The sequence below is a fragment of the uncultured Polaribacter sp. genome, from assembly GCF_947495205.1.
Taxonomy (GTDB): domain Bacteria; phylum Bacteroidota; class Bacteroidia; order Flavobacteriales; family Flavobacteriaceae; genus Polaribacter.
In genome coordinates this window covers 120,231-145,650 of the sequence record NZ_CANLXV010000009.1, presented here as the reverse complement: position 1 = coordinate 145,650, position 25,420 = coordinate 120,231, and the positions used below count along the sequence as shown (strand labels likewise).

26 protein-coding genes are annotated in these 25,420 nt (G+C 29.6%); 12 read left to right on the top strand and 14 right to left on the bottom strand.

Annotated elements, in window-relative coordinates; all coding sequences use genetic code 11:
* Positions 1–112 precede the first annotated feature (112 nt).
* Positions 113–1,276 carry a sigma-54 dependent transcriptional regulator gene (locus tag Q0762_RS10340; RefSeq protein WP_298766642.1) on the top strand — a complete coding sequence of 388 codons (1,164 nt, stop codon included), beginning with the start codon at positions 113–115 and terminating at the stop codon, positions 1,274–1,276.
* Positions 1,277–1,436: 160 nt separating this feature from the next.
* Here the strand turns inward: Q0762_RS10340 and katG are convergent, their stop codons facing one another.
* Entirely contained in the window at positions 1,437–3,641 is a 2,205-nt protein-coding gene (katG, locus tag Q0762_RS10335; protein ID WP_298766640.1) for a catalase/peroxidase HPI, read from the bottom strand.
* A gap of 279 nt (positions 3,642–3,920) precedes the next feature.
* Here katG and Q0762_RS10330 point away from each other — a divergent pair, with 279 nt between their 5' ends.
* From Q0762_RS10330 to Q0762_RS10320, 3 genes are all read left to right on the top strand, one after another.
* Positions 3,921–4,562, top strand: a complete 642-nt coding sequence (locus Q0762_RS10330; protein WP_298766638.1) for a peroxiredoxin — start codon at positions 3,921–3,923, stop codon at positions 4,560–4,562.
* Between the two features lie 68 nt (positions 4,563–4,630).
* A complete protein-coding gene (locus Q0762_RS10325) occupies positions 4,631–4,939 on the top strand; it encodes a thioredoxin family protein (RefSeq protein WP_298766636.1) in 309 nt (102 codons plus the stop codon).
* A 2-nt stretch (positions 4,940–4,941) separates the two neighbouring features.
* Positions 4,942–5,199: a hypothetical protein gene (locus Q0762_RS10320; RefSeq protein WP_298766634.1), complete on the top strand. Its 258-nt coding sequence runs from the start codon at positions 4,942–4,944 to the stop codon at positions 5,197–5,199.
* A 42-nt stretch (positions 5,200–5,241) separates the two neighbouring features.
* On the opposite strand, the gene Q0762_RS10315 is transcribed toward Q0762_RS10320, so the two are convergent.
* On the bottom strand, positions 5,242–5,406 hold the full coding sequence (locus Q0762_RS10315; RefSeq protein WP_298766632.1) for a hypothetical protein: 165 nt from the start codon (positions 5,404–5,406) through the stop codon (positions 5,242–5,244).
* Positions 5,407–5,504: 98 nt separating this feature from the next.
* Between Q0762_RS10315 and Q0762_RS10310 the strand changes: the two genes are divergently transcribed.
* From Q0762_RS10310 to Q0762_RS10295, 4 genes are all read left to right on the top strand, one after another.
* Complete coding sequence (locus Q0762_RS10310) at positions 5,505–6,467, top strand: DUF368 domain-containing protein (protein WP_298766630.1); 963 nt, start codon at positions 5,505–5,507, stop codon at positions 6,465–6,467.
* Positions 6,467–7,474 (top strand): DUF368 domain-containing protein, encoded by a 1,008-nt coding sequence (locus tag Q0762_RS10305; RefSeq protein ID WP_298766628.1) that lies wholly within the window; start codon positions 6,467–6,469, stop codon positions 7,472–7,474. The genes Q0762_RS10310 and Q0762_RS10305 overlap by 1 nt, the downstream gene beginning before the upstream one ends.
* A complete protein-coding gene (locus Q0762_RS10300) occupies positions 7,455–8,213 on the top strand; it encodes a shikimate dehydrogenase (protein WP_298766626.1) in 759 nt (252 codons plus the stop codon). Before Q0762_RS10305 ends, Q0762_RS10300 begins: the two co-directional genes overlap by 20 nt.
* A gap of 96 nt (positions 8,214–8,309) precedes the next feature.
* Positions 8,310–10,229 (top strand): DUF349 domain-containing protein, encoded by a 1,920-nt coding sequence (locus Q0762_RS10295; RefSeq protein WP_298766625.1) that lies wholly within the window; start codon positions 8,310–8,312, stop codon positions 10,227–10,229.
* A gap of 79 nt (positions 10,230–10,308) precedes the next feature.
* On the opposite strand, the gene Q0762_RS10290 is transcribed toward Q0762_RS10295, so the two are convergent.
* On the bottom strand, positions 10,309–11,082 hold the full coding sequence (locus Q0762_RS10290; RefSeq protein ID WP_298766623.1) for a hypothetical protein: 774 nt from the start codon (positions 11,080–11,082) through the stop codon (positions 10,309–10,311).
* A 2-nt stretch (positions 11,083–11,084) separates the two neighbouring features.
* The gene (locus Q0762_RS10285; RefSeq protein ID WP_298766621.1) at positions 11,085–12,179 is read right to left on the bottom strand and encodes a Nif3-like dinuclear metal center hexameric protein; all 1,095 of its coding nucleotides are present in this window, start codon (positions 12,177–12,179) and stop codon (positions 11,085–11,087) included.
* 74 nt (positions 12,180–12,253) lie between these two features.
* On the opposite strand from Q0762_RS10285, the gene lpxK reads away from it, so the two are divergent.
* Together lpxK and Q0762_RS10275 are read left to right on the top strand one after the other, a co-directional pair.
* Positions 12,254–13,279, top strand: a complete 1,026-nt coding sequence (gene lpxK, locus Q0762_RS10280; protein ID WP_298766619.1) for a tetraacyldisaccharide 4'-kinase — start codon at positions 12,254–12,256, stop codon at positions 13,277–13,279.
* Positions 13,280–13,317: 38 nt separating this feature from the next.
* The gene (locus Q0762_RS10275) at positions 13,318–13,827 is read left to right on the top strand and encodes a thioredoxin family protein (protein ID WP_298766617.1); all 510 of its coding nucleotides are present in this window, start codon (positions 13,318–13,320) and stop codon (positions 13,825–13,827) included.
* 916 nt (positions 13,828–14,743) lie between these two features.
* Here the strand turns inward: Q0762_RS10275 and Q0762_RS10270 are convergent.
* The 5 genes from Q0762_RS10270 to Q0762_RS10250 all read right to left on the bottom strand — a co-directional run bounded on the left by Q0762_RS10270 (position 14,744) and on the right by Q0762_RS10250 (position 19,479).
* Positions 14,744–15,844 (bottom strand): OmpA family protein, encoded by a 1,101-nt coding sequence (locus Q0762_RS10270; RefSeq protein ID WP_298766615.1) that lies wholly within the window; start codon positions 15,842–15,844, stop codon positions 14,744–14,746.
* A 111-nt stretch (positions 15,845–15,955) separates the two neighbouring features.
* Complete coding sequence (locus tag Q0762_RS10265; protein WP_298766613.1) at positions 15,956–16,855, bottom strand: exopolyphosphatase; 900 nt, start codon at positions 16,853–16,855, stop codon at positions 15,956–15,958.
* Positions 16,856–16,862: 7 nt separating this feature from the next.
* On the bottom strand, positions 16,863–17,351 hold the full coding sequence (locus Q0762_RS10260) for a histidine phosphatase family protein (protein WP_298766612.1): 489 nt from the start codon (positions 17,349–17,351) through the stop codon (positions 16,863–16,865).
* A gap of 31 nt (positions 17,352–17,382) precedes the next feature.
* Positions 17,383–18,030, bottom strand: coding sequence for a pyridoxamine 5'-phosphate oxidase (gene pdxH / locus Q0762_RS10255; RefSeq protein WP_298766611.1), 648 nt, complete (start codon positions 18,028–18,030; stop codon positions 17,383–17,385).
* A 12-nt stretch (positions 18,031–18,042) separates the two neighbouring features.
* Positions 18,043–19,479, bottom strand: coding sequence for a sodium:solute symporter (locus Q0762_RS10250; RefSeq protein ID WP_298766610.1), 1,437 nt, complete (start codon positions 19,477–19,479; stop codon positions 18,043–18,045).
* 95 nt (positions 19,480–19,574) lie between these two features.
* Between Q0762_RS10250 and recR the strand changes: the two genes are divergently transcribed.
* Positions 19,575–20,192, top strand: coding sequence for a recombination mediator RecR (recR, locus tag Q0762_RS10245; protein WP_298766609.1), 618 nt, complete (start codon positions 19,575–19,577; stop codon positions 20,190–20,192).
* Positions 20,193–20,235: 43 nt separating this feature from the next.
* Here recR and Q0762_RS10240 read toward each other — a convergent pair whose 3' ends face one another.
* The 5 genes from Q0762_RS10240 to Q0762_RS10220 all read right to left on the bottom strand — a co-directional run bounded on the left by Q0762_RS10240 (position 20,236) and on the right by Q0762_RS10220 (position 23,971).
* The gene (locus Q0762_RS10240; RefSeq protein ID WP_298766608.1) at positions 20,236–20,661 is read right to left on the bottom strand and encodes a lipocalin family protein; all 426 of its coding nucleotides are present in this window, start codon (positions 20,659–20,661) and stop codon (positions 20,236–20,238) included.
* Positions 20,662–20,746: 85 nt separating this feature from the next.
* Entirely contained in the window at positions 20,747–21,319 is a 573-nt protein-coding gene (locus Q0762_RS10235) for a CopD family protein (RefSeq protein WP_298766607.1), read from the bottom strand.
* A gap of 69 nt (positions 21,320–21,388) precedes the next feature.
* Entirely contained in the window at positions 21,389–22,408 is a 1,020-nt protein-coding gene (gene hemH, locus Q0762_RS10230; protein WP_298766606.1) for a ferrochelatase, read from the bottom strand.
* 100 nt (positions 22,409–22,508) lie between these two features.
* Positions 22,509–23,036 carry a TrmH family RNA methyltransferase gene (locus Q0762_RS10225; RefSeq protein WP_298766605.1) on the bottom strand — a complete coding sequence of 176 codons (528 nt, stop codon included), beginning with the start codon at positions 23,034–23,036 and terminating at the stop codon, positions 22,509–22,511.
* A 53-nt stretch (positions 23,037–23,089) separates the two neighbouring features.
* Positions 23,090–23,971: an AraC family transcriptional regulator gene (locus Q0762_RS10220; RefSeq protein ID WP_298766604.1), complete on the bottom strand. Its 882-nt coding sequence runs from the start codon at positions 23,969–23,971 to the stop codon at positions 23,090–23,092.
* 204 nt (positions 23,972–24,175) lie between these two features.
* On the opposite strand from Q0762_RS10220, the gene hemA reads away from it, so the two are divergent.
* Entirely contained in the window at positions 24,176–25,411 is a 1,236-nt protein-coding gene (gene hemA / locus Q0762_RS10215; RefSeq protein WP_298766603.1) for a glutamyl-tRNA reductase, read from the top strand.
* Positions 25,412–25,420 lie beyond the last annotated feature (9 nt).

Here is a 25,420-nt window from a genome sequence, read left to right as displayed (position 1 = left end):
AAACTGAAAAAAATAGGAATAGTTTTAGCTTTTACAACAAAGTATACTTTTGCTAATTGAGCAAATAATACTGTAAAGCAATGAAACTTTAAAACACTGAAACGAAAATAAAATGAGCAAAATATTAATTATAGAAGATGAAGCGGCTATTAGAAGAGTGCTTTCTAAAATTATCTCAGAAGAAAACGATAGTTACAAAGTAGAGGAGGCAGAAGATGGTTTAGAGGGTATTGAAAAAATTAAAAACAACGATTATGATTTGGTTTTATGTGATATAAAAATGCCAAAGATGGATGGTGTTGAGGTTTTAGAAAAAGCAAAAAAAATAAAACCAGAAATACCTATGGTAATGATTTCTGGTCATGGAGATTTAGATACCGCCGTAAATACAATGCGTTTAGGTGCTTTTGATTATATTTCTAAACCACCAGATTTAAATCGCTTATTAAATACCGTTAGAAATGCTCTAGAAAATAAAACTTTAGTTGTAGAAAATAAAAGACTAAAGAAAAAAGTGAGTAAAAATTATAAGATGATTGGTGAAAGTGCTGCCATTACTCACATAAAAGAAATTATAGAAAAAGTTGCAGCAACAGATGCTAGAGTTTTAATTACAGGACCAAATGGAACTGGTAAAGAGTTGGTTGCACATTGGTTGCACGAAAAATCTGATCGTGCTAAAAAACCAATGATTGAAGTAAATTGTGCTGCAATTCCATCAGAATTAATAGAAAGTGAACTTTTTGGTCATGTAAAAGGTTCTTTTACAGGTGCAAATAAAGACAGAGCTGGTAAGTTTGAAGCAGCAAATGGTGGTACTATTTTTTTAGATGAAATTGGTGATATGAGTCTTTCTGCACAAGCCAAAGTTTTAAGAGCTTTGCAAGAAAGTAGAATTTCTAGAGTAGGTTCAGATAAAGATATTAAAGTAAATGTAAGAGTGGTTGCTGCTACAAATAAAGATCTTAAAACAGAAATTTCAGAAGGTAGATTTAGAGAAGATTTATACCATAGATTAGCCGTAATTTTGATAAAAGTACCTGCACTAAATGATAGGAGAGATGATATTCCTTTATTGGTAGATTTTTTCACGACAAAAATATCGCAAGAACAAGGAACTCCTCAAAAAACATTTTCTGATGAAGCCATTCAATTGTTGCAAAAATACGATTGGACAGGAAATATTCGTGAATTGAGAAATGTAGTAGAGCGTTTAATTATTTTAGGTGAAAAGCAAGTGTCTGGAAATGATGTTAAGTTATTTGCGAGTAAATAACTTAACTAAAACAGAATTTTACATATTGTTTGGCTCTATGCGAGGTTAGAACGCTGCATAATTTTTTACAATTTTCAAATTAGATTTTACAGATTATAAATAGCAAACAAAAAAAGAGATTCCTATGGAATCTCTTTTTTTTATAAAACTTTAAAATAATTTATTTCAAATCAAAACGATCTAAGTTCATCACCTTTGTCCAAGCATTTACAAAATCGTTTACAAAACGTTCTTCACCATCATTTGCGCCATACACTTCTGCAACTGCTCTTAATTCTGTATTTGAACCAAAAATTAAATCTGCTCTTGTTCCAGCAAATTTCATAGCCCCTGTTTTTCTATCACGTCCTATAAATTCTTTTTCATCTGCATTAGCAGCACTCCAAGTAATAGAAAAATCTAAAATATTTGTAAAGAAATCATTAGTTAAAGTACCTTTTTTGTCTGTAAAAACACCATGATTAGAATTGTCATAATTTGCGCCTAAAACACGTAAACCACCAACTAAAACAGTCATTTCTGGAATAGATAACGTTAATAAATTAGCTCTATCTACTAATAAATCTTCAGCAGCAACATTTAATTTTGGATTCATATAATTTCTAAAACCATCTGCAATTGGTTCTAAGTATCCAAAAGATTCTAAATCGGTTTGTTCTTGTGTAGCGTCTCCTCTTCCAGATGCAAAAGGCACAGAAACATTATGGCCCGCTTTGTTTGCTGCTTGTTCAACAGCTGTATTACCTGCTAAAACAATTAAATCTGCCATAGAAATAGTTCCAGTAAACTCGTTTTTAATATTTTCTAGCACCTTAAGCACCTTATTTAATTCTTCAGGATTATTTACTGCCCAACTGCGTTGTGGTTCTAAAGCAATTCTACCACCATTGGCACCACCTCTTTTGTCTGAACCTCTAAAAGTAGAAGCAGATGCCCAAGCTGTTTTTATCAATTCAGATATTGTTAAGTCAGAAGCTAAAATATTTTTCTTTAAAGCAGTAATATCATTATCAGATAATGTGTAAGAAACTGCAGGAATTGGATCTTGCCAAATTAATTCCTCTTTAGGCACTTCTGGTCCTAAGTAACGATTAACAGGTCCCATATCTCTATGCGTTAATTTATACCATGCTCGTGCAAAAGCATCTTCAAAAGCTTTGTGATCTTTATGAAAATGTTCTGATATTTTTCTGTATTCAGGATCTACCTTTAAAGCCATATCTGCAGTAGTCATCATTATAGCCTGTGTTCCAGTTCCACCAGCTTTTGGTGCTCTTTTAGGATTAGAAGAAGCTTTAGGAGTCCATTGATGTGCACCTGCAGGACTTTTAGTCAATTCCCAATCATAATTTAATAAAACATCAAAATAATCTGCATCCCATTGCGTTGGGTTTGGTGTCCATGCACCTTCTATACCACTGGTAATTGTATCATCTAAAACACCAGATTGAAAAGAGTTTTTCCAACCAGTACTCATTTCTTCAATAGAAGCTCCATGAGGTTCTGCACCCACATATTTTTCTGGGTCTGCAGCGCCATGTGCTTTACCAAATGTGTGTCCTCCTGCAACTAGAGCAACAGTTTCCTCATCATTCATGGCCATTCTACCAAATGTAATTCTAACATCGTGTGCAGATTTTAAAGGATCTGGCTCACCATTAGGACCTTCTGGATTTACATAAATAAGTCCCATATGTACTGCACCTAAATGTCCTTCTAAATCACCATCAGAAGTATCATATCTTTCATCATTATCTAGCCAACCAGTTTCACTACCCCAATAAATATCTTGTTCTGGTTCCCAAACATCTTCTCTACCACCAGCAAAACCAAAAGTTGGGAATCCCATAGATTCTAGTGCACAATTACCTGCTAAAATCATTAAATCTGCCCAAGAAATTTTATTACCGTATTTCTTTTTTATTGGCCAAAGTAATAATCTTGCTTTATCTAAATTTCCATTATCTGGCCAGCTATTTAAAGGTGCAAAACGCTGGTTACCAGATGCAGCTCCACCACGTCCGTCTCCAACTCTATAGGTGCCAGCACTGTGCCACGCCATTCTTATCATAAATCCTCCATAATGCCCATAATCTGCTGGCCACCAATCTTGAGAATCTGTCATTAAATTAGTTACATCTTTTTTTAGTTCATCGAAATTAATGCTGTTAAAAGCTGCAGCATAGTCAAAATCTTCTCCCATAGGATTTGATTTTGTAGCATTCTGTCTTAAAATATTTAATTTTAGTTCATTTGGCCACCAATCTCTATTGCTAGTTCCGCCTCCAGCAGATTTTTTTTGACTTCCACTCATAAATGGGCATTTTGCACTATCATTTATGTTGTAATTTCCTTTGTTACTCATGTCTAATGTTTTTTATTTTAACCCAAATCTACGACAAATTATCATATCATTTTTATCTATATTTTTTATTTTACGATAGATAGGATTTATTATTTTTTTAACTAGTTGATTTATATAAAATTACAAATTATTTTTGAATGTATTTGTATGATATTGAAAAACCTTATTCTTAGATAAGTTTTATCTTTTTTTTTACTTTTCCTAAGCCATAAAAAGCCTATAATTTTGTCGTAACAAAAATTAAATACTAACATTAAGTAATAAAATAAAACAAAAAAAATGGCAACACTAGTTGGAAAAAAATTCCCAAATTTAAATGTAGACGCAATGAATGATATGGGAGATACATTCAAGTTAAATGTATTAGAAGAAGCTGCTAATAATAAGAAAAAAGTATTATTATTTTGGTATCCAAAAGATTTTACATTTGTATGTCCTACAGAATTACATGCTTTTCAAGCAGCTTTGGCAGAATTCGAAAAAAGAAATACAATTGTAATTGGTGCTTCTTGTGATACTCCAGAAGTACACTTTGCATGGTTAAGTACTTCTAAAGATAACGGAGGTATAGAAGGTGTAACGTATCCTATTTTAGCAGACAGTAACAGAAATTTATCTTCAATTTTAGGTATTTTAGATATTTCTAACGAAACTTTTGACGAAGCAACACAAACGGTTCAAGTAGAGGGAGATAATGTAACGTACAGAGCTACTTACTTAATTGATGAAGAAGGTACTGTTTTTCATGAAGGTGTAAACCACATGCCAGTTGGTAGAAACGTAAGCGAATTTTTACGTCTAATAGATGCTTATGCGCACGTACAAACAAACGGAGAGGTTTGTCCTGCAAATTGGGAAGAAGGTAAAGAAGCAATGGCACCTAATGCTAAGGGAACTGCAGAATATTTAGCAGCCCACTAAAAATTAATTAGAATTGTGCATTGTAAACGTTTAATTTACAATGCACAATTAAAAACTCACTATATATTATGTTACAAGAATTAACCGCAGATAATTTACAAGAAATTGTTAGTAATAATGAAAAAGTAGTTGTGCAATATTCTGCAACCTGGTGTGGAAACTGTAGAATTATGAAGCCAAAATTTAAAAAATTGGCTACTGAAAACGACAATGTTGCGTTTGTAATTGTTGATGCTGAGAAATTTCCGGAAAGTAGAAAATTAGCAGATGTAAGTAACTTGCCTACTTTTGCAACTTTTGTTAACGGCGAAAAGAAAAATCAAACACAAACTAACAAGTTTGATGTTTTAAAGGAATTAACAAGCGAAGTTTTATAATTATGAAACTACCTGTAATAAAACATTTAACCAATTTTATTGAAGAAAACGACCAAGACTACGTTTTAGAAACAATAGAAACGCTAGAAGCTTTAACAGAAGTGCCTTCACTTAAAGATGAGGAGCTAGATGTTATTGGCGAATTAATTTCTAACATGTATGGTGCTGTAGAAGTGGATAAAATGATAAAAGAGGGCGCACCCAAAAAAGAAGCCTTAAACACATTTATGAAACGCGTATTAGGATCTATAGATAATTAATATCAAATGCATACTATTCTAAAAAAAAACCTGAGCTTTTGCTTAGGTTTTTTCTTTTTGCTCGTTTACTTTTTTAATAATTGCTTTTAGGCGCTCTTTATGCAACTGTTTTTCTAGTTTTACCTTATTAATTTTTCGATTCATTAATTTGGTGTGCTTTGCCTTATTAACCGTATTTTTTGCTTTTCCTTTCCCTTTTTTAGGCATTTTTTTTATTTCTTAGTGGCAATAGAATTCCTTTATTTACAATAATGTTTTAGCGTAAAATCTATTATCTTCGTTACCTACAAAAATAATAAAATATAATGGGTAGAAGCATAAAAGATTATATAACCAATGGATTAAAAGGATTAGCTATGGGAGCTGCAGATGTAGTACCTGGCGTTTCTGGAGGTACCATTGCTTTTATTACAGGAATTTATGAAGAATTAATAGGAACAATAGATAATTTAAATCTAAATATTTTTAAAACTTGGCAAAAAGAGGGTTTTAAAAAAATGTTTACTACCTATAATTTAGGTTTTTTAATTAGCTTGTTTCTAGGGGTCTTTATCAGCATTATTTCTCTGGCAAAAATAATTTCGCATTTGTTAGATAATCATCCAATTTTGGTTTGGTCGTTTTTCTTCGGATTGGTTTTAGCAAGCATTATTTACATCGGGAAACAAATTGAAAAATGGAACGTATTAACTTTTGTTGCTATAATTTTAGGCGCAACAATAGCATATTATATTACTATTGCATCTCCTGCTACAGCTCCAGATGAATGGTATTACTATTTGTTTTCTGGTGCAATTGCAATAATTGCAATGATTTTACCAGGAATTTCAGGTTCTTTTATACTCGTTTTATTAGGTTCTTATAGTTTGGTTTTGGAAGCACTAACCAATTTTATTGAAGGATTATTAGCTGGAGATTGGGAAATAATTAAAACCAACTTTATTAAAGTATTTACATTAATAATAGGTTGCTTGGTAGGAATTAAACTTTTTTCTAAAATTTTAAAATGGATGTTTGCCAATAAAAAGAATATAACTTTAGCCGTTTTAACTGGTTTTATGATTGGTTCTTTAAATAAAATATGGCCTTGGAAAAAAGTTATATCTACAAGAATAGATAGGCATGGAGTAGAAGTGCCGCTTTTAGAAAATAGTATTTCTCCTTTTTCTTTTAATGGTGATGCCAATTTAATGTTTGCAATCATATTGGCAACTATCGGTTTCGTTTTAATATTACTTATGGAGAAATGGGCAAATAAAAATCATTAATGAAAAAAGATAACACTTTTTTATATAAATTATCTTTATTCTTAAAAGGGCTGGCTATGGGCGCAGCTAATAAAGTACCTGGGGTTTCTGGTGGTACCGTTTCTTTTGTACTTGGTTTTTATGAAGAGTTGATATTTTCTTTTAAAAAGGTGAATTTAGAAGCTTTTAAGCTACTTTTTAGTGGAAAATTAACAGCTTTTTTTAAACATATAAATGGTCAATTTTTACTGCTTATAATGGGCGGTAGTATTTTTAGCTATTTTAGCATTTCTTTACTTTTAGATTATCTTTTAAAGCATTATGAACTTTATGTTTGGAGTTGGTTTTTTGGGATGATTATTGGTTCTATTTATTACTTGGCAAAAGATTTTGGTATTTGGACTAAAGCAAGCATTATTTCTTTAATTATTGGAGCTGCAATTGGTATAGGAATTAGTTTTTTAACACCAGCAAGAGAAAATGATAATCTTTGGTTTGTTTTTATTTGTGGAATTGTTGGGGTTTCTGGCATGACTTTACCCGGTCTTTCAGGTTCTTTTATTCTAATTTTAATGGGTAATTATGTGTTGCTATTAGTAGATGCTGTAAATGAACTTTTATTTGTTCTAGGTAATTTAATAGTGGGTAATTTTGAAGTTTTAGATGATCCTGAAAAAATTAGATATTTAAAAATAATTACAGTTTTTACAGCAGGTTCTCTTTTTGGTTTAGTTTCTATAAGTCATGTTTTAGGTTATGTTTTAAAGAAATACAAAAGTATAGTTATTGCAACAATTATTGGTTTTATAACAGGTTCTTTGGGTATTGTATGGCCATGGAAAAAGGCAGTTTATTTAATGATAAATGATGAATTTGTAACTGCAAAAAACGGATCCAAAATTATAGAAAATTACAATAGATTTATGCCAAATTTTTTAAGATTAGATACTTGGTTGGCTATTTTTTACATTATTTTTGGCATTGCACTAATTTTATATATCGATTTTTATGGAAGAAAAAAAGAATAAAACCTTTGGTTTATTAGGAAAAAATATAGCTTACTCTTTTTCTAGAGGATATTTTTCTAAGAAATTTGAAAAGTTAAATTTATTAGATCATACTTATAAAAATTTTGATCTACAACAGATTGCAGATTTGCCAGAAGCAATTAAAAAAGAACCTTTTTTATCTGGAATGAATGTAACCATACCTTACAAAGAAGCCGTAATACCGTATTTAGATAAGTTAGATAAAACTGCTGAAGAAATTGGCGCGGTAAACACTATTAAATTCACAAAAAAAGCAGGATTAAAAGGATATAATACAGATGTTTTTGGTTTTGAGAATTCTATTAAACCATTTTTGAAAAATCATCATAAAAAAGCATTAATATTAGGTACTGGTGGTGCTTCTAAAGCAGTAGCTTACGCTTTTAAAAAGAATAATATAACCTATAAGTTTGTTTCTAGAAGTCCTAAAGCAGATAATCAAATTGCTTATAACGATTTAACGGAAGAGGTAATGTATGCTTTTAATATTATAGTTAATTGTACACCAATTGGTACTTCTCCAGATATTCATTTATTCCCTAATATTCCTTATGAGTTTTTATCTGAAAAACATCTGTTGTTCGATTTAATTTACAACCCAGAAGTAACCGCTTTTTTAGCAAAAGGTTTAGAGAAAGGAGCTGCCATAAAAAACGGATATGAAATGTTAGCATTACAAGCAGAAGAATCTTGGCGCATTTGGAACGAATCCAAATAAATTAAAAAAATAGGACCACTTGTGCAGTAGTTCATTTGTCCGTATTTTTATAAAAATAATAATTTATATTATTAATAGAACTTAAACATTGTAGATATGTTAGAAAATGAAGGTAAAAACGTTGAATTAACAACAAATAGTAGTAATGCAGAAACAGTTGTTAATGCGCATACAGTAGAAACATCTGTAGTAAATAAAACGGCGGAAGACGTTGAAAATCTTGCAGAAACCAATACAGCACAAAATACAAACGCTGTAAATGAAGTAGAGCAATCTGTAGCAGAGAATGCAGAACAGGAAAAAGAAGAGGAAGAGGAAGTAATTGATTATTCTCAATTAAGCTTAGAAGATTTAGTTAGCGCATTAAAAAGTTCATTAGGCAAAAACCCTGCGCATAAAATTAAAAATCAGGTAGAACATATAAAAAGTGCATTTAATACCAAATTTGGCGTTCTTTTGTCAGAAAAAAAAGAAGCATTTTTAGAAGCAGGAGGAGAGTCTATAGATTTTCAATTTTCTAGTTCTATAAAAACAGAATATAATACACTTTTATCTGAATATAAAAAGCAACGAGATGCTCATTATAAAGAATTAGAAACCCAATTAAAAGAAAATTTAGAGAAAAGGCTTGCCGTAATTGAAGATCTTAAAATATTAATTGTAGAGGCCAATGCAGATACAATGTATAAAGACTTTAAAGAAATACAAGATGCTTGGCGCGCAATTGGGCCAGTATCTAAAACAAGATATAATGATACTTGGAAAACATATCATCATCATGTAGAGCGTTTTTATGATTTACTAAACATAAGAAATGATTTTAGAGATCTAGATTTTAAAAATAACTTAGAAGAAAAATTAAAAATTATATTAAAAGCAGAAGCTTTAGTAAATGAGCCTGATATAAATATAGCTTTTAAAGATTTACAAGATTTACATAGAATTTGGAAAGAAGATATTGGCCCTGTTGCTAGAGAAATGCGAGAAGAAATTTGGCAAAAGTTTAGTGAAGCTACTAAGAAGATTCACGACAAACGTCATGAACATTTTCGTGAAATGAAATCCAAGTATCAAGAAATAATTGCTAAGAAATTAGAAATAATTGCAGCCATTGATGCTTATGATACTTCTAAAAATTTAAAACATAACGATTGGCAGAGTAGCATTAAAGATATTGAGACGTTAAGACAAGCGTATTTTAATGCTGGAAAATTGCCATATGCTAAAAGTGAAGAAATTTGGCAAAAATTTAAAACAGCCACTAAAAAGTTTAATAGTGCTAAAAATAGATTTTATAAGGAAGAAAAAAGTGTTCAGCAAGAAAACCTTCAGAAGAAATTAGCATTAATTGATATCGCAGAATCTTTAAAGGAAAGTGAAGATTGGGAAACTACCACAATAGCACTGAAAAAAATTCAATCTGATTGGAAAAAAATAGGACATGTGCCTAGAAAGTTTTCAGATGATATTTGGAAAAAATTTAAAGGTGCTTGTAATTATTATTTTGATAGATTTCATAAGCAACAAACAGAAGTAGATAAAGAACAACAAGCTGTTATTGATGCTAAGAAAGCTTTTATAGAATCTTTAAAAACGGCAGAAAATCAAACCAAAGAAACGGTTTTAGAAGCTATTGCAAAGTGGAAATCTTTAGGTGCTTTGCCAAGAAATGTAAGGCATTTAGAAGGTAAATTTAATAAGCAAATAGACAGGTTGTTAGAAGGTTTGTCATTAGATAAAAAGGAAGTAGCCATGTTAAAGTTTACAAATGTTGTAGATGGTTTATTGGCTAATAATGATACAAGAAAGTTAGATGCTGAACAGTTATTTGTTAGAAAGAAAATAGACGAGGTTGTAAAAGAAATTCAACAATTAGAAAATAATTTAGGTTTCTTTTCTAATGCAAAAGACAATAACCCGCTTGTAGCAAATGTAAAAAAGCAAGTTGTAGATTTTAAAAATGATTTAGATGTTTGGAAGGAAAAGTTATCTTATATAAAGAAATTAAATTATTAAATGGAATCTAAAATTAATGCATAAAAAAACTCGAAGTTGCGACTTCGAGTTTTTTTTTATGATTTAAAAAGATAAAGAATTAGGCAAATAATTTATCCATTTTTAATTTTTCTTCTTCTGCTAAAGCTGCATCAACTAAAATACGACCACTATGCTCATCTATAGTAATCTTTTTTCTGTTTGCAATTTCTAGCTGAACCTGTGGCGGAATTGTAAAGTAAGAACCACCAGAAGCGCCTCTTTCTATAGCAACTACTGCTAAGCCATTTTTAACTTTAGTTCTTATTCTTGTATACGCATTAAATAAATGCTCATCTAAAGACTTTGCAAACTCTTCAGATTTTTCAGCTAACAATTTTTCCTCTTTTTGAGTTTCATTTAAAATAGCATCTAATTCTGCTTTTTTATGTTTTAAATGTTGCTCTTGTTTTGCTAACTTTTCTTTGGTTTGATCAATAACCTCATTTTTTTGAGCAATTTTGGCTTTATACTCATTAATTCTTTTTTCAGCCAATTGAATCTCTAAATCTTGGTATTCTATTTCTTTAGCTAAAGAATCAAATTCTCTGTTATTTCTAACATTTTTTTGTTGCTCTTCATATTTAACCATTAAGGTTTTAGAGTTTTCAATAGCCTGTTTTTTATTTTTAATTTCTGTTTCTAGGTTGGCTGCATCTTCTCCTAAGTTAGCTATACGTGTATTTAAACCAGCAACTTCATCTTCTAAGTCTTCTACTTCTAAAGGTAATTCTCCTCTAACGTTTCTAATTTCGTCAATTCTAGAGTCTATTAATTGTAAATCATATAGTGCTCTTAATTTTTGCTCAACTGAAATTTCTTTCTTTTTTGCCATGTTTATATATAATATATAGGATTTGTACTTTTTTCTGATAAAACGATTGCAAAATTACTAAATTTTTTCGTAAGATAATCAACCAAAAGGTTTTTTGTAAACTGTTCGCTCTCATAATGACCAATATCTGCTAAAAGAATACTGTTTTCGGCCTTAAAAAAGTCATGATATTTAAAATCTGCACTTACATAAACATGTGCACCAGCTTTTTTAGCATTTTCTATTGCAAAACTGCCAGAGCCGCCCAAAACTGCTACTTTTTTTATTTTTTTATGAATTAAGTTAGAGTGTCTTACACAATCTGTTTTCATTGTTTTTTTCAAATAGGATAAAAAATCTTTTTCAATCATTGGTTGTGGCAATTCACCTACCATGCCCATACCAATATGTTGATGCACATTTTCTGTTGTATTTAATTGGTATGAAATTTCTTCATATGGATGATTTTTTTGCATCGCTTTTAAAACTTCACCTTCATTTTTACTTTCAAAAACTACAGAAATTCTAGTTTCTGTCTCTGTGTGCAACTTCCCTTTTTCTCCTTTTGTAGGGTTTGTATACTCATTGCCTTTATAGGTACTTTCTCCATTTACATTGAATGAGCAATTGCTATAATTGCCAATACTACCTGCACCTGCTTTAAAAAGTGCATTTCTTAAGGATGGCGCATTTTCTATGGGTACAAATGTGGTTAGTTTTTTTATAATCCCTTTTTTGGGTATTAAAATTTTAGTGTTTTGCAAACCAATAACTTCACACATTTTAGCAGAAACACCATTTACAGAGTTGTCTAAAGCGGTATGTGTGGCATAAATTGCAATGTTATTTTGTATGGCTTTTAAAACAACTCGCTCTACATAAGAATTACCATTTAGCTTTTTTAAACCACCAAAAATAATAGGGTGAAAGCTAATTATTAAATTACATTTTTTGGCAATGGCCTCATTTACTGTTTCCTCTAAAGTATCTAAGGTAACTAAAATTCCTGTTACTTCCGTAGAATAATTACCCACCAATAAACCAACATTATCAAAATCTTCTGCATAGTTTAGTGGCGCTAATTCTTCTAAATAATTGGTTACTTCTTTTACAATCATATTTAAGTTCTTTAGATATTCAAAGTTAATATTTTCTATCTAAGATTCCATAAAAATGCAGTATTTTCGTTGTAATGAAAAAAATACGCTTCTTATTATTTCCTTTTACTTTAATTTACGATTTGGTTACTAGAATTAGAAATTTATTTTTTGATTTCGGTATTTTTAAACAGACTTCATTTAAAATACCTGTTATTGTGGTTGGTAATTTAAGTGTTGGAGGCACTGGTAAAACGCCACAAATAGAATATTTAATTCGGCTATTACAAAATGATTTTAAAACTAGTGTTTTAAGTAGAGGTTATAAAAGAAAAACAAAAGGTTTTATTTTATTAAATAACACGCATACTGCTACAGAAGTTGGTGATGAACCCTTACAGTATTTTAAAAAATTTAATAAAATAAGTGTGGCTGTAGATGAAGATAGAGTGCATGGAGTTAAGCAATTGCTTGCACAAAAAAAGCCAGATGTTGTTTTGCTAGACGATGCTTATCAACATAGAAAAGTAAAAGGTAGCTTTTATATTTTACTAACAAAATATCAAGATCTTTTTATTGATGATTTTTTGTTACCAACAGGAAATCTAAGAGAAAATAGGGCAGGAGCAAATAGAAGTACTGTAATTTTAATTACAAAATGCCCCTTAGATTTAGCTGTAAAAGAGCAACAAATCATTAGAAAAAGATTTGCTCAATTTAATAAACAAATATTTTTTACAGGTATTTCTTATGGTACATTAGTTTTAGGAGATAAAGAGTTTGCTGTTAATGAATTAGAAAGCTACAATGTTTTGTTGGTTACGGGAATTGCCAACCCAAAACCGCTTGTAAATTACTTAGATGGTTTACAAGTTAATTTTAAACATTTGGTTTATTCAGATCATCATCATTTCTCAGAAACAGATATTTTGGCTATTCAAAATCAGTTTCAAGAAATAAAATCTTCGAAAAAAATAATTTTAACTACAGAAAAGGATTACGTAAGATTAAAAGGTAGCATTGAAAATTTAAGTTATTTACCTATAAAAACTAGCTTTTTAAATGACCAGTCTTTAATTTTTAATGCATTGATTGATGCGCATTTAAAAGAAAATAATTAACTTTGGTATTATATTTGATTATTTTTAATAAACTTTTTATGAATAAATTATTTTTCAACTTTCTTTTTGTTTGTATTTCTGCTTTAACTTTTGCTCAAGATGAGGCAGATAATTTGCCGTTGTATGGTAAGGCAATCCATATAGATGAGGTAAAAGAAAAAGAATCTTTTCTTAAATGGGAAGACAATTTTAAAAAAGCCTTAAAAAAATCTAAAAAGCAAAATAAACCTGTATTACTTTATTTTACGGGTTCAGATTGGTGTGGCCCATGTAAAGTTTTAGATAAGAAGTTATTTCACTCAGATAAATTTAAAGCGATAGCCGATAAAGATTTAATTTTACATGAAATAAATAATCCGCAGAACAAAGATTTAGTTACTCCAAAAAGAATGAAAGAGAATTATGATTTAATTAGAAAATATAAGGTTAAATCTTACCCAACTTTGGTTTTTGTAAATCATAAAGGAGCTATGATTGGTTATAAAAAAGGATTAATTTTAACTGAATATTACTATCCTTTTATAAACTCCGTTATAGAAAACTACTAAATAATGTAGCAATTTAAACTTTTAACTTAATAGGTTAATTGCAACTGAATAATACATTAGAACACTATACAGCTTAGCAATTATGAGATCTAATTTTATAGTGATTTAATTGTATGCTTTTTTTTAAATGGTGCTACTATAGTTTTAGATTCGTATTATGTTGTAAGTTCTATAATATTTTATGTAATTCTATTCAAAATAAACTTCATTTATACTTTTTTTAGTTTTCTTGTCTTGCTTTTATACATTTTAAAGAAAATAATTTACTTACAGATTTTTTTCTATTCTTTATGTATCATTTTATGGTTTCATAAATTGAATAATTGTCGCTTTATTTTTCATCATTAGGATTGAAACGAAGTAGTAATGAAAAGTTGTTTATGAAATGGAAAATAGCATCTGAATAACAAATTTGAATAGCTGTTTTACTCAGGTTTTTTGTTGTTGTTTTCAATACATTATTCAATTTTGGATTAACATTATTTTCTATGGAATGAAATAGTTATGAAATTCGTTGTTTTTATTTTTTTTGAATTATTTATTTTATATCGTCAAAAAAATTAGCAATTTTTAGAAGGAATAAAAAATGTTTAGGTTAGGTATAAACTAAGAATTTTGATCATGTTTTTAAGTATCGTTTTTTATTCCATTTCTATGAAATGAATAAACTTAAAAGGGAAAGAATAGCGTCAATTTTAGTGATGGTAGTGTAAAAATACTAGAAAAATAATAATATAACCCTTTGTATTAATTTAAGATCTTACATCATTATTCTTATTAATTCATAGCTAAAAATTTATGAAACATAGGTATTCTAATACTTTATAACTTTAAAATAACAAGAATTTTAAGCATAAAAAAGCCGAAGTAAATAATTACTTCGGCTTTTAAATCTTTAAAAGATTTTAATAAAAGATTACTTTTGGTTAATTACTCTAAAAGTAGTTCTTCTGTTAGCTCTGTGTTGTGCTTCTGTACAAGAAACACCATCAGCACACCTATTTGTTAATTTAGATTCACCCATACCGTTTCCAGTTAATTGACTTGGGTTTACACCTTTAGAAATTAAATAGTTCGTTACAGCTTGTGCTCTTCTTTCAGATAATTGTTGGTTATTAACTTTAGAACCTCTTGAATCTGTATGAGACTCAATTGCTACAGCTACACCATCTTTTAAGATAGGTAATAAACGAGCGTCTATAATTCTTTTAGCAGCAGAAGTTAAAGTAGCACTACCTAAGTTCCAGTTAATTGGTAAAGGTGTATTGTTTACTAATTCACATTCAACTTCTTTCCAAGTTGTTAATCCACCTTTGTTAACTAAAACTTCTTTAGTAACTGTTTTGTATTTAGCAGGTATAGTAACCTCTTCTTTGTAAGCATCTTTTACTAAAACGATTTTCTTAATAGTAGAATATACAGCAGGAACATCAATAATTTTTGTTGTTGGTCCTTTAACCATTACTCTTTTAGTATACGTTTTATTGTAACCATCTACTGGAGAACTTACAGTAGAAGCATCTTTTTCTAAAGTTGTTTGATTAACTGTTACAAATTTTGCAGGAATTGGCTTAAAACACCAGTATCTACAATCGTTAGGATCACTAGACTCACAATCAGGAGCTTTTTCACTCATTTCCCAAACAGCAGAAGCTGCTTTAGTTTCAATTACTTGAGAATCTGATCCAAAAGTAGCTCTTATAACGCTTAATTTGCTAGCATCTTCTTTACCAACATAAGTCATCGTTTTAGTTTCCCAAACACTTGGTACTACTACTAATTTTTGATCTGCTTCTTTAACTAATACTCTTTCTGTAATCGTTTCAAAAGTTGCAGGATAAGTTACAATTTTCTTGTAAGCAGGAGCTACTTCTATAGTAACATCCTCGTTTTTCCATACTTCTGGAGTTTTACAACGTACGTAGCATTTTCCTGGTTCTGGGTTTGATGGTAAATCTTGTCCGAAAGTTACTGCGCCAAACATTAAGAATGCGGCTCCTAGTAAAATTTTTTTCATAATTATAATAGTTTTTGATTTATATACACCTTTAAGACACACTATTTTTCTAAAGGTCACAGCAAAGATAAAGAAAAGTTAAAAAGAGTTAACAAAAAGTTAAGTAAACTTTTAAATTTTATTATAAAATAGGCTTTTTATAATACCATCAGAGAGTCCTATCTTAGGAACAAATATTTTACGGGCACCGCTCCATTTCATTGCAGATAGGTAAATTTTGGTAGCAGGTATAATAACATCTGCCCTATCTGGGTTTAAACTTAATTCTGATATTCTCTGATTATAAGACATTTGCTTTAAAAATTGGTATTGCGCGCTTAAATAAATAAAAGAAATTGGTTTTCCTTCAGTTCTACCAGACATTTTAAAAAGTTTATTAATATTTCCGCCAGAACCTATTAAGGCTATTTTTTTATAGTCTTTAGTATTTTTCTTTATCCATTTTTCTACGTTTGCAAATATTTCTTTATTTACAGACTTTTTATTGTTAAGCAAACGCACTGTACCCATTTTAAAAGATTTAGAGGTAATAATTTTTCCTTTAGAAAAAATAGTAAATTCTGTACTACCACCACCAACATCTACATAAAGATAGGTGTTATTGCCGTCTATTAATTCACTTAAATCTGTAGAAGATATAATGGCAGCCTCTTCTTTACCACCAATAATATCTATTTTTATACCTGTATCTTTTAAAATTTGTGTAACCACTTCTTTTCCATTACTAGCTTCTCTCATAGCAGATGTTGCACAGGCTTTGTAATGTTCTACATTATGTACATTCATAAGTAGTTGAAATGCCTTCATGGCATTTACCATTCTAGTTACATTTTCTTTTGTAATAATACCTTTACCATTAAAGGCATCTGCACCTAGACGAATAGGCACACGAACTAAAGAAGATTTTTTAAATTGTGGTTCTTTTTCTTCGGAAACAATAACGTTGGCAATTAATAAACGAATTGCGTTTGAACCAATATCTATGGCGCCGTATTTTTTTATGTCTAACAAAACCTTTTTATTTATGATTTTTTGGAAAATCAACTAAAATTGTTTTTCCTTTTTTAATGTTTTTCCAATGTTTGTCTTCAAATTGAATGCCAATAATACCACAGGTTGCTACATGAGAAATAGGCGTACTACCAAATTTGTTTACAAAAGAATTAATACCATGATCATGACTAAAAATAATGGCAGAATTAAAGCTATCATCTAAGGCTTTTACAGTTTTAACCAAATAACCATCACTAAAACTGTATAATTGTTTCTTTATTTGAAGGTTTGCTAATGGGTAACCTAAATTTTCACAAAAAATTATGCCTGTATGCAGTGCTCTGTTAGCACTACTAGATACAAAAACATCTGGCTTTTCTATTTCTTTAGAAATAAATTTAGCCATTAAATGCGCATCTTTAATTCCTCTTTTTTTTAAAGGTCTGTCAATGTCCTTTATGCCAGAATATTCCCAAGAAGATTTTGCATGTCGCACAATATAAAGAGTTTTCATTTTTTTTAAGTTGATAGGGTAAATATAAAAATTATGGTGCTAATCTTTCTAGTTTCCAAGAAAAATCTTCTTGTAAAGCGTATAAAATTCTATCATGTAGTCTGTTAGGTCTCCCTTGCCAAAATTCTATAGCTATTGGTTTTACCAAGTAACCACCCCAGTGTTTTGGTCTTGGTATTTCTTTGTTTTCGTATTTCTTTTCTAAGGTTGATAAGTTTTCTTCTAATTCTTGTCTTGAGCTTACAACACTACTTTGGTTAGATGCCCAAGCGCCCAATTTGCTACCATTTGGTCTTGATTCAAAATAACCATCAGACAAGTTTTCTGCTAATTTTTCTGCTTGTCCTTTAATAATAATTTGTTGTTCTAAAGCCGGCCAAAAGAAAGACAAACAAATATTGTTGTTCTCTTCTATGGCTTTTCCTTTTTCTGAAGTATAATTGGTGTAGAATATAAAACCTTCCCAAGTAAACTTTTTTAATAAAACAATTCTATTTTTAGGGAAACCATCTTTACCAATGGTGCTAATATTCATTGCATTGGTTTCTTCTACAGTATTAGACTCATCTGCATTTCTAAACCAAGTTTGAAATAATTCCATAGGGTTTTTTGGACAAGTACTTTCTAAAAATTCTTGTTTTTCGTAAGATTTACGGTAATTACTTAAGTCTTTTGCCATTTTTTTTCATGTTTATTTTCTTTTAAACAAATATAACCCCAAAAAAGTTAAAAATCCGTTTAAGGCTAAGACAAAAAAGCCAAAATCAAAATTCATGAGATATAAACTATTATAGCTAATAATAAAGGTTAAAATTGGTGCAACAATACAAATAGCAGGTACCATTTTATCTTTTACTTTTAGTTTTGTAAACAAACCAAAACTATACAAACCTAAAAGAGGACCATAAGTATAGCCAGCAGCTTTAAAAATATTGGCAATTACGCTTTCGTCTGCAATAAAATATTTAAATATTAAAATTGTAATAATTAAAATGATAGAAAAAATAATATGTACTTTCTTTCTAATCTTTTGCTTCTTGTAAGCTGTAATATTTTTTTTATCTAATTCAATAATATCTATGCTGTAAGAAGTTGTTAAAGAGGTTAAGGCGGAATCTGCACTAGAATACGCCGCAGCAATTAATCCTAGTAAAAAGAATAATGCTGTTGCTAAACCTAATTTTCCACTAGTTGCAATTATAGGAAAAAGCTCATCTTTATGTGCGTTAATGCTATTAGCTTGTGCATAATCTGTTAATAAAACGCCTAAAGCTAAAAAGAAAAAATTTACAATAACTAAAACAATTGTAAACCAAAACATGTTTTTTTGTGCGTCTTTTAAGTTTCTGCAGGTAAGGTTTTTTTGCATCATATCTTGATCTAAACCCGTCATTACAATAGCAATTAATGCTCCAGAAAAAAATTGTTTCCAGAAATAATTTCCGGCATTTATATCATCAAAAAAGAAAGTTTTAGAGCGTTTATTATTAGAAATATAATCAAATAAATTTTCAATTTTCATTTCACTAGAAATGGTATAAATACAAACACCAACAGCAATAAGCATAAATAAGGTTTGCAGTGTATCTGTCCATACAATGGTTTTAATGCCGCCTTTAAAAGTATATAGCCAAATTAATAAAATGGTTATAGAAACAGTAATCCAAAAAGGAATACCATAGGCATCAAACAAAATTACTTGCAATACATTTGCTACTAAAAAAAGACGAAATGCAGCACCAATAGTTCTAGATAGTAAAAAGAAGCTAGCACCTGTTTTGTAAGTATACTTACCAAACCTATCTTCTAAATAGGTGTAAATTGATGTAAGATTTAGTTTGTAATAGAGAGGTAGTAAAATTAAGCCAATAACAGCATACCCAACAATATAGCCTAAAACCATTTGAAAATAACTCATGTTTTGTGCTTCTACCCAACCAGGAACAGAAATAAAAGTTACTCCAGAAAGTGATGCGCCAATCATACCAAAAGCAACTAAATACCAAGGTGAAGAGTTATTTGCTTTAAAAAAGGTTTTATTATCTGCAGATTTCCCTGTAATGTAGGAGATAAATATCAGTACAGAAAAATAACCTATTATTAATAATATAATATGAAGTGGTTGCATTAGTTATTACAAATGTTTAATTATGAAATACGAATATATGTTTTTCTTGTATCTTTTTAGGATTTCGTAATTCATAATTCGTAATTTTGTTGCTTATGGATTTTTCATCTAAATTATTAGAAAATGCAGTGAATGAAGTGAGTCGTTTACCAGGAATAGGTAAGCGTACAGCATTGCGTTTGGTGTTACATTTATTAAAGCAACCTACAGATCATACTAAATTTTTGTCTGAAGCTTTACTACAGGTTAGAAATGATGTAAAAACGTGCGAAAAATGTCATAACATTTCAGACACCATTTTATGTGCTATTTGTCAGAATTCTAAAAGAAATCCAGAAATTGTGTGTGTTGTAGAAGATATTAGAGATGTAATGGCTATAGAAAGTACAGCTCAATTTAAGGGTTTGTATCATGTTTTAGGTGGTAAAATTTCTCCTATTGAAGGTATTGGGCCACAAAATTTACAAATAGATTCTTTAATTCATAAAGTAGAAAGTGGGGAAATAAAAGAATTAATTTTTGCTTTAAGTTCTACTATGGAAGGTGACACCACTAATTTTTATATTTATAAACAAATTGAAAAATTTAACATTACCACTTCTACAATTGCACGCGGAATTTCTGTTGGAGACGAATTAGAGTATGCAGATGAGGTTACTTTGGGCAGAAGTATTGTAAATAGAATTCCTTTTTCACAATCTCTAAAGGCATAAAAAAAGCCCACTTTAAAAGTGAGCTTTTCTAAAGTGTATGTAACTATATTTTTTTGTAAGTAATTACACTTGTAAATGTCATTCCGTCAAAAGTTTCACTTACAGAAATAGTAAAAATAGTGTTGTTTTGTGAGAAAATTAAATTAATATCTTCAAACTCATCTTCAGTATCATATGTTATTCTGTATATAGAATCTGAAATTTTTCTCCAAGAAGAGGTTTCTGTTTCGCTTTCACAACCGTTGTTGTCTTCAAAAAAACTAATAGCGTTTACAACCCCGTTTTCCAGGAAAGTTACTGTAGTTTGTTTCTCACATTCTGTGGAGAATTCTTCGTCGTTTATTTCAGCTGACTCTAATTGCCAGGTGCCAATAATTGGATCTGAATTAGACATGTCTTCTTCATCTTCATTAGACTCACAAGAAATTAAAAGTGTTGTTGCAATAAATAGGTACAATAATTTTTTCATAATAATTTATTTAAGTTAAGAAACAAATGTATTGAATATTTTACTTTTTTATTATACCTAAAACAGGTACTTTATATGTTTTTTATCATTTTTCCAAAACTTCCTTTTCTGCTTTATCCCAAGATTTTTTTTGTCTTAACTTTTTATAAAGTTTAGTGGCTAGCATCAGTATAACACCAAAAAGTAAAATACCCACAACACCCCAAAGCCAACTTATTGCACTTTGTACGGTAACTAAAAAAACTACGGCAAACAAAATTATTGTAGGAATTTCATTAATTACTCTAAGTTTAAAAGCAGTATATGGTATAATATCCTTTTGAAGTTTCTTGTATAAATTATGGCAAAAACCGTGATAAAAATAAAGTGCTAAAACAAAAGATAATTTTACCAACATCCAAGGTTCTTGTAAATATTCTGGGAAGTGATAAAAAGTCCAAAAACCAAAAATAAAAGTTAATATAGCAGAAGGCCACGTAATAATGTACCACAAACGCTTTGCCATTAATTTGTATTGGGTTTGTAAAATAGACTTTGCTGGCGCTAACTTTTTTTCTGCCTCCACTTGGTAAATAAACAAACGCGGAATATAGAATAAGCCAGCAAACCAAGTTACCACAAAAATAATATGTAATGCTTTAATATAATAAACACTCATTTTTTTAATTTTTGTTTAATCGTAAATCGTACATTGTAAATTGCTAATCGTTAAAAGATTTGCGACAAACTATTCAGTTTCTATCCAGTTTACTAAAACATCTACCCAATCATCATTATCATTTATACAAGGTATTGCATAAAAAGCTTCACCACCGGCTTCTAAAAATTCTTCTTTACCTTCCATGGCAATTTCCTCTAGAGTTTCCAAACAATCAGAAACAAAAGCAGGAGTTACAACTGCTAATTTTTTTACACCTTCTTCTGGATATTTCTCTAACATTTTATCTGTGTAAGGTTGTAACCATGGGTCTCCTGCTAAACGAGATTGAAAAGAAACAAAATATTCTTCGGGAGTTAAATTTAAGTATTCTGCAACCTGTTTTGTGGTTTCATAACATTGGTGTTTGTAGCAAAACTCATGAGCAGGAGAGTTTGTTTTACAGCATTCAAAATTTACACTATCATTTGGTTTACAGTGCGATTTTGTGATGTCTGATTTTCTTACATGTCTTTCTGGAATTCCATGATAAGAAAATAAAATTTTATCCCATTCTTTGCCTTCTAAAGTTCGCTTAATACTATCTGCAAGTACTTTAATGTAATCTTTTCTATCATAAAATGCAGGAATATGTTTGAATTTCATGTGAGAGAAAAATTCTTGTCTTATTTCTTCTGCCAATACTAAAATAGTATCTGTAGTTGCCATAGCATGCTGTGGATAAAGCGGAACAATTAATACATCTGTAACTCCTTTATCATGTAATTCTTGCAAACCAGCTTTTATAGACGGGTTTCTGTAACGCATTGCTAAAGCTACAGGTATTTCTGTTTTCTTTTGCACCTTATCTAACAATCTTTCTGATAAAACAATTAAAGGAGAACCTTCATCCCACCAAATTTTCTTGTAAGCTTTTGCAGATTTTTTTGGCCTGGTATTTAAAATAATACCTCTAACTAATATGGTTCTTAACCATTTTGGTGCGTCTATAACACGCTCATCCATTAAAAATTCATCCAAATATTTTCTAACATCTTTTGTGCTGGTGCTATCTGGTGATCCTAAATTTACTAATAATACTCCTTTCATAATCGCATCTTAGTCTTCCTAAGGAAGAAATTTATATTTTTGATTTTATACTCTTTATTCTTTTAGAAAGTCTAAAAATATTCTTTTTCTTATTAAATTACTATTCTTTTACCTTGTTAAGGTTAGAATAGGATAACTGATTTGTAACCTCATACAAAGTTATTGCTAAACTGTGTATAACATTCATGCTAGAATTTCTGCCATACATAGGTATTGCAATGGTTTGGTCTATTAAAGTTGTGTTTGCAATTCCGTTTCTTTCACTACCCAAAAGTAAAACGATTTTTTCATGATTTTTAAAATTAAAATTCTGAATATCGATACTTTTATCAGTAATTTCTATGCCTATAATTGTATTGCCTTCTTTTTTTAATTGTTGCATCAATTGATCAAAATTATCATAAACGCTATGTTTAATTTGATTAATTGTGTTTCTAGCAGTATTAATTACCTTTCTATTTGTTAAAGAAGGTGAGTTTTCATGAAAATAAATTTCAGAAACACCAAAACTTTCGGCAATTCTAAAACACATACCTATATTTTCTGGCGTTCTAATGGCATCACAAACAATTGTTATGGGAAATTGCTTTTTAGAATTTTCGATATCGTAATGTGTTAACTGTTTCAAATTTTAAAATTAGTTTTAAAGTTAGGTTTTTGCATTGCATAAATATGCATAAATTAACCAATACTTTGCATGTATTTTTTTGGTGTTGTACCAAATTTCTTTTTAAATGCAGCAATAAAATGGCTGGCAGTGCTGTAACCAACCTGTAAGCCTACTTCATTTACGTTATATTGGTTGCTTTCTAATAATTTTCTAGAATGTTCCATTTTATAATCTAATAAAAAACTATAAACGGTGTCGCCATAAATTTGTTTAAAACCTTCTTTTAAGCGTTTTAAACTTAGCCCAATTTCATTGGCCAATTCTTGCAAACTTGGTGGTTCAGACATTTTAGAAATTATAATATCTTTGGCTTTTCTAATTTTTAAAACATTTTCTTCATCTACCAAAAAAGGACAAAATTCTGCATTTGTGTTTTCTTCTTTTTGAAAATGAAGACTCAATAGTTCGTATACTTTACCTTTTACATATAAATTTTTAATAGAACTGTTTATGTTAGAATTAATTATTTGCTGTAAAACAATAGAAACATTAGGCTTTATTTCTTGTTCATCATAAAATTTACGATTGCTATTTTCATCACTTAAAAACGGAATATAACCAGACTCTTTAGAAAATAATGAATGAAATTTTTCAATAGAAATTAAAAGTGATACTAATGTAGTTTTTGGCTTAATCTCTAAATTTATAGGTAAAGTTTTTTGCGGGTTATAAAGTAAAATCGATTTTTTGTCTAGCACATCAAAAGAATAGTTACCCGTATTAAAATTAAACTTTGCTGTACCTTTTAAACAAAAATGCATTTGTATATAGGTACTGTCTATTTTTCTCTCAAAGTTGGCAGTGTTGCCGCTTTCGTTCTGAAAATGAAGTACATAAAAACCATTCTCTAAAGTAATCTCATTAAAAGTACTTTCTCCGACATTTTTAAACATAAAAAAAGTGGTTTTTTAAGTTGTTTTTATTTAGAATCATTCTATATTAATTCTTTCGAATTGACTATAAACACTGCAAAAATAAATGTTTTTGTGCTTTATCTTGTTAAAAATCTTCTAAAAAACATTTATCGTTATTAAAAGTACTTCTAGCGATGTTTTTATCTTAATGAAGTTTTTATTTTTGTGCGAGCTTAAAATGAAATGAAAGAACTAGGGCAAGAGCACTTTTACAACATTGGGGTAAGTTATAAAAAAGCAGATGCAGAAACTCGCGGTAAGTTTTCTGTGTCTAAAGAAAACCAAATAGCGCTTTTAAAAGCGGCTAGCAACAAAGGTATTTCTAGTGTTTTAATTATTTCTACCTGCAACAGAACAGAAATATTTGGTTTTGCAAACAGACCTTGTTTGTTAATAGAATTACTTTGTGAGCATTCAGAAGGTAATACCAAAGAATTTTCTGCTTACTCTCATGTATACCAAGATCAAAAAGCAATAAATCACATGTACAGAATTGGTACAGGATTAGATTCTCAGATTTTAGGAGATTATGAAATTGTTGGTCAATTAAGGCAATCTTTTAGGTTAGCACAACAACAAAAAACTACAAGTGCTTATCTAGAAAGATTAGTAGGTAGCGTTTTACAAGCAAGTAAAAAAGTTAAAAATCAAACCAAATTAAGTTCAGGTACAACTTCTGTTTCTTATGCAGCTGTGCAATACATTATTAAGAATTTAGCCAATTACAACAATAAAAACATTTTGGTTTTTGGTTTAGGAAAAATGGGGAAACATACCTGTAAAAATTTAGCAGAATATACCAACAATAAATCTGTTTGTTTAGTTAATAGAACAGAAGCAAAAACTACAAATTTTGTAAAAGAAAACAGCGCTATAAGAAAAGCTGTTATAGAAAATCTAGATAAAGAAATTGCCAAAGCAGATGTTTTAATAGTTTCTACAGGAGCAGATAAACCAACAATTACAAAAGCAAATTTAAAACAAGATAAACCTTTATTAATTTTAGATTTGTCTATGCCAGAAAATGTGGCGCATGATGTTTTAGAAAATGATAATATCTCTTTAGTTAATGTTGATGAGCTTTCTAAAATAACAGACGAAACATTGGCAATTCGTTTGGCAGAAGTGCCTAAGGCAGAAAAAATTATAGAAACACACAAGGTAGATTTTAACGATTGGTTGAACCATAGAAGATTTACACCTGCAATTACCGCTTTAAAAAATTCGTTAGAAAATATTAAAAACGATGAAATTAACTTCCAAAAGAAGAAGATTTCTAATTTTGATGAAGATCAAGCAGAGATTTTAACATCTCGCTTGATACAAAAAATTACCACACAGTTTGTAAAACATCTTAAAAACGAAGATACTTCTGTATCAGAAAGTATAGATGTTATTCAAAAAGTATTTCAATCATAACCAAACCAC

Bases quoted from the DNA above. Each gene is read 5' to 3' on its own strand.
- Q0762_RS10260 (WP_298766612.1), bottom strand. From the start codon at position 17,351: ATGAAAACTCTTTATATTGTGCGACATGCAAAATCTTCTTGGGAATAT.
- Q0762_RS10275 (WP_298766617.1), top strand. From the start codon at position 13,318: ATGAATAAATTATTTTTCAACTTTCTTTTTGTTTGTATTTCTGCTTTA.
- Q0762_RS10305 (WP_298766628.1), top strand. From the start codon at position 6,467: ATGAAAAAAGATAACACTTTTTTATATAAATTATCTTTATTCTTAAAA.
- Q0762_RS10310 (WP_298766630.1), top strand. From the start codon at position 5,505: ATGGGTAGAAGCATAAAAGATTATATAACCAATGGATTAAAAGGATTA.
- hemA (WP_298766603.1), top strand. From the start codon at position 24,176: ATGAAAGAACTAGGGCAAGAGCACTTTTACAACATTGGGGTAAGTTAT.
- Q0762_RS10330 (WP_298766638.1), top strand. From the start codon at position 3,921: ATGGCAACACTAGTTGGAAAAAAATTCCCAAATTTAAATGTAGACGCA.
- Q0762_RS10340 (WP_298766642.1), top strand. From the start codon at position 113: ATGAGCAAAATATTAATTATAGAAGATGAAGCGGCTATTAGAAGAGTG.
- Q0762_RS10320 (WP_298766634.1), top strand. From the start codon at position 4,942: ATGAAACTACCTGTAATAAAACATTTAACCAATTTTATTGAAGAAAAC.
- pdxH (WP_298766611.1), bottom strand. From the start codon at position 18,030: ATGGCAAAAGACTTAAGTAATTACCGTAAATCTTACGAAAAACAAGAA.
- Q0762_RS10295 (WP_298766625.1), top strand. From the start codon at position 8,310: ATGTTAGAAAATGAAGGTAAAAACGTTGAATTAACAACAAATAGTAGT.
- Q0762_RS10300 (WP_298766626.1), top strand. From the start codon at position 7,455: ATGGAAGAAAAAAAGAATAAAACCTTTGGTTTATTAGGAAAAAATATA.
- katG (WP_298766640.1), bottom strand. From the start codon at position 3,641: ATGAGTAACAAAGGAAATTACAACATAAATGATAGTGCAAAATGCCCA.
- Q0762_RS10220 (WP_298766604.1), bottom strand. From the start codon at position 23,971: ATGTTTAAAAATGTCGGAGAAAGTACTTTTAATGAGATTACTTTAGAG.
- Q0762_RS10315 (WP_298766632.1), bottom strand. From the start codon at position 5,406: ATGCCTAAAAAAGGGAAAGGAAAAGCAAAAAATACGGTTAATAAGGCA.
- Q0762_RS10285 (WP_298766621.1), bottom strand. From the start codon at position 12,179: ATGATTGTAAAAGAAGTAACCAATTATTTAGAAGAATTAGCGCCACTA.
- Q0762_RS10325 (WP_298766636.1), top strand. From the start codon at position 4,631: ATGTTACAAGAATTAACCGCAGATAATTTACAAGAAATTGTTAGTAAT.
- Q0762_RS10290 (WP_298766623.1), bottom strand. From the start codon at position 11,082: ATGGCAAAAAAGAAAGAAATTTCAGTTGAGCAAAAATTAAGAGCACTA.
- lpxK (WP_298766619.1), top strand. From the start codon at position 12,254: ATGAAAAAAATACGCTTCTTATTATTTCCTTTTACTTTAATTTACGAT.
- Q0762_RS10235 (WP_298766607.1), bottom strand. From the start codon at position 21,319: ATGAGTGTTTATTATATTAAAGCATTACATATTATTTTTGTGGTAACT.
- Q0762_RS10250 (WP_298766610.1), bottom strand. From the start codon at position 19,479: ATGCAACCACTTCATATTATATTATTAATAATAGGTTATTTTTCTGTA.
- Q0762_RS10270 (WP_298766615.1), bottom strand. From the start codon at position 15,844: ATGAAAAAAATTTTACTAGGAGCCGCATTCTTAATGTTTGGCGCAGTA.
- hemH (WP_298766606.1), bottom strand. From the start codon at position 22,408: ATGAAAGGAGTATTATTAGTAAATTTAGGATCACCAGATAGCACCAGC.
- Q0762_RS10240 (WP_298766608.1), bottom strand. From the start codon at position 20,661: ATGAAAAAATTATTGTACCTATTTATTGCAACAACACTTTTAATTTCT.
- recR (WP_298766609.1), top strand. From the start codon at position 19,575: ATGGATTTTTCATCTAAATTATTAGAAAATGCAGTGAATGAAGTGAGT.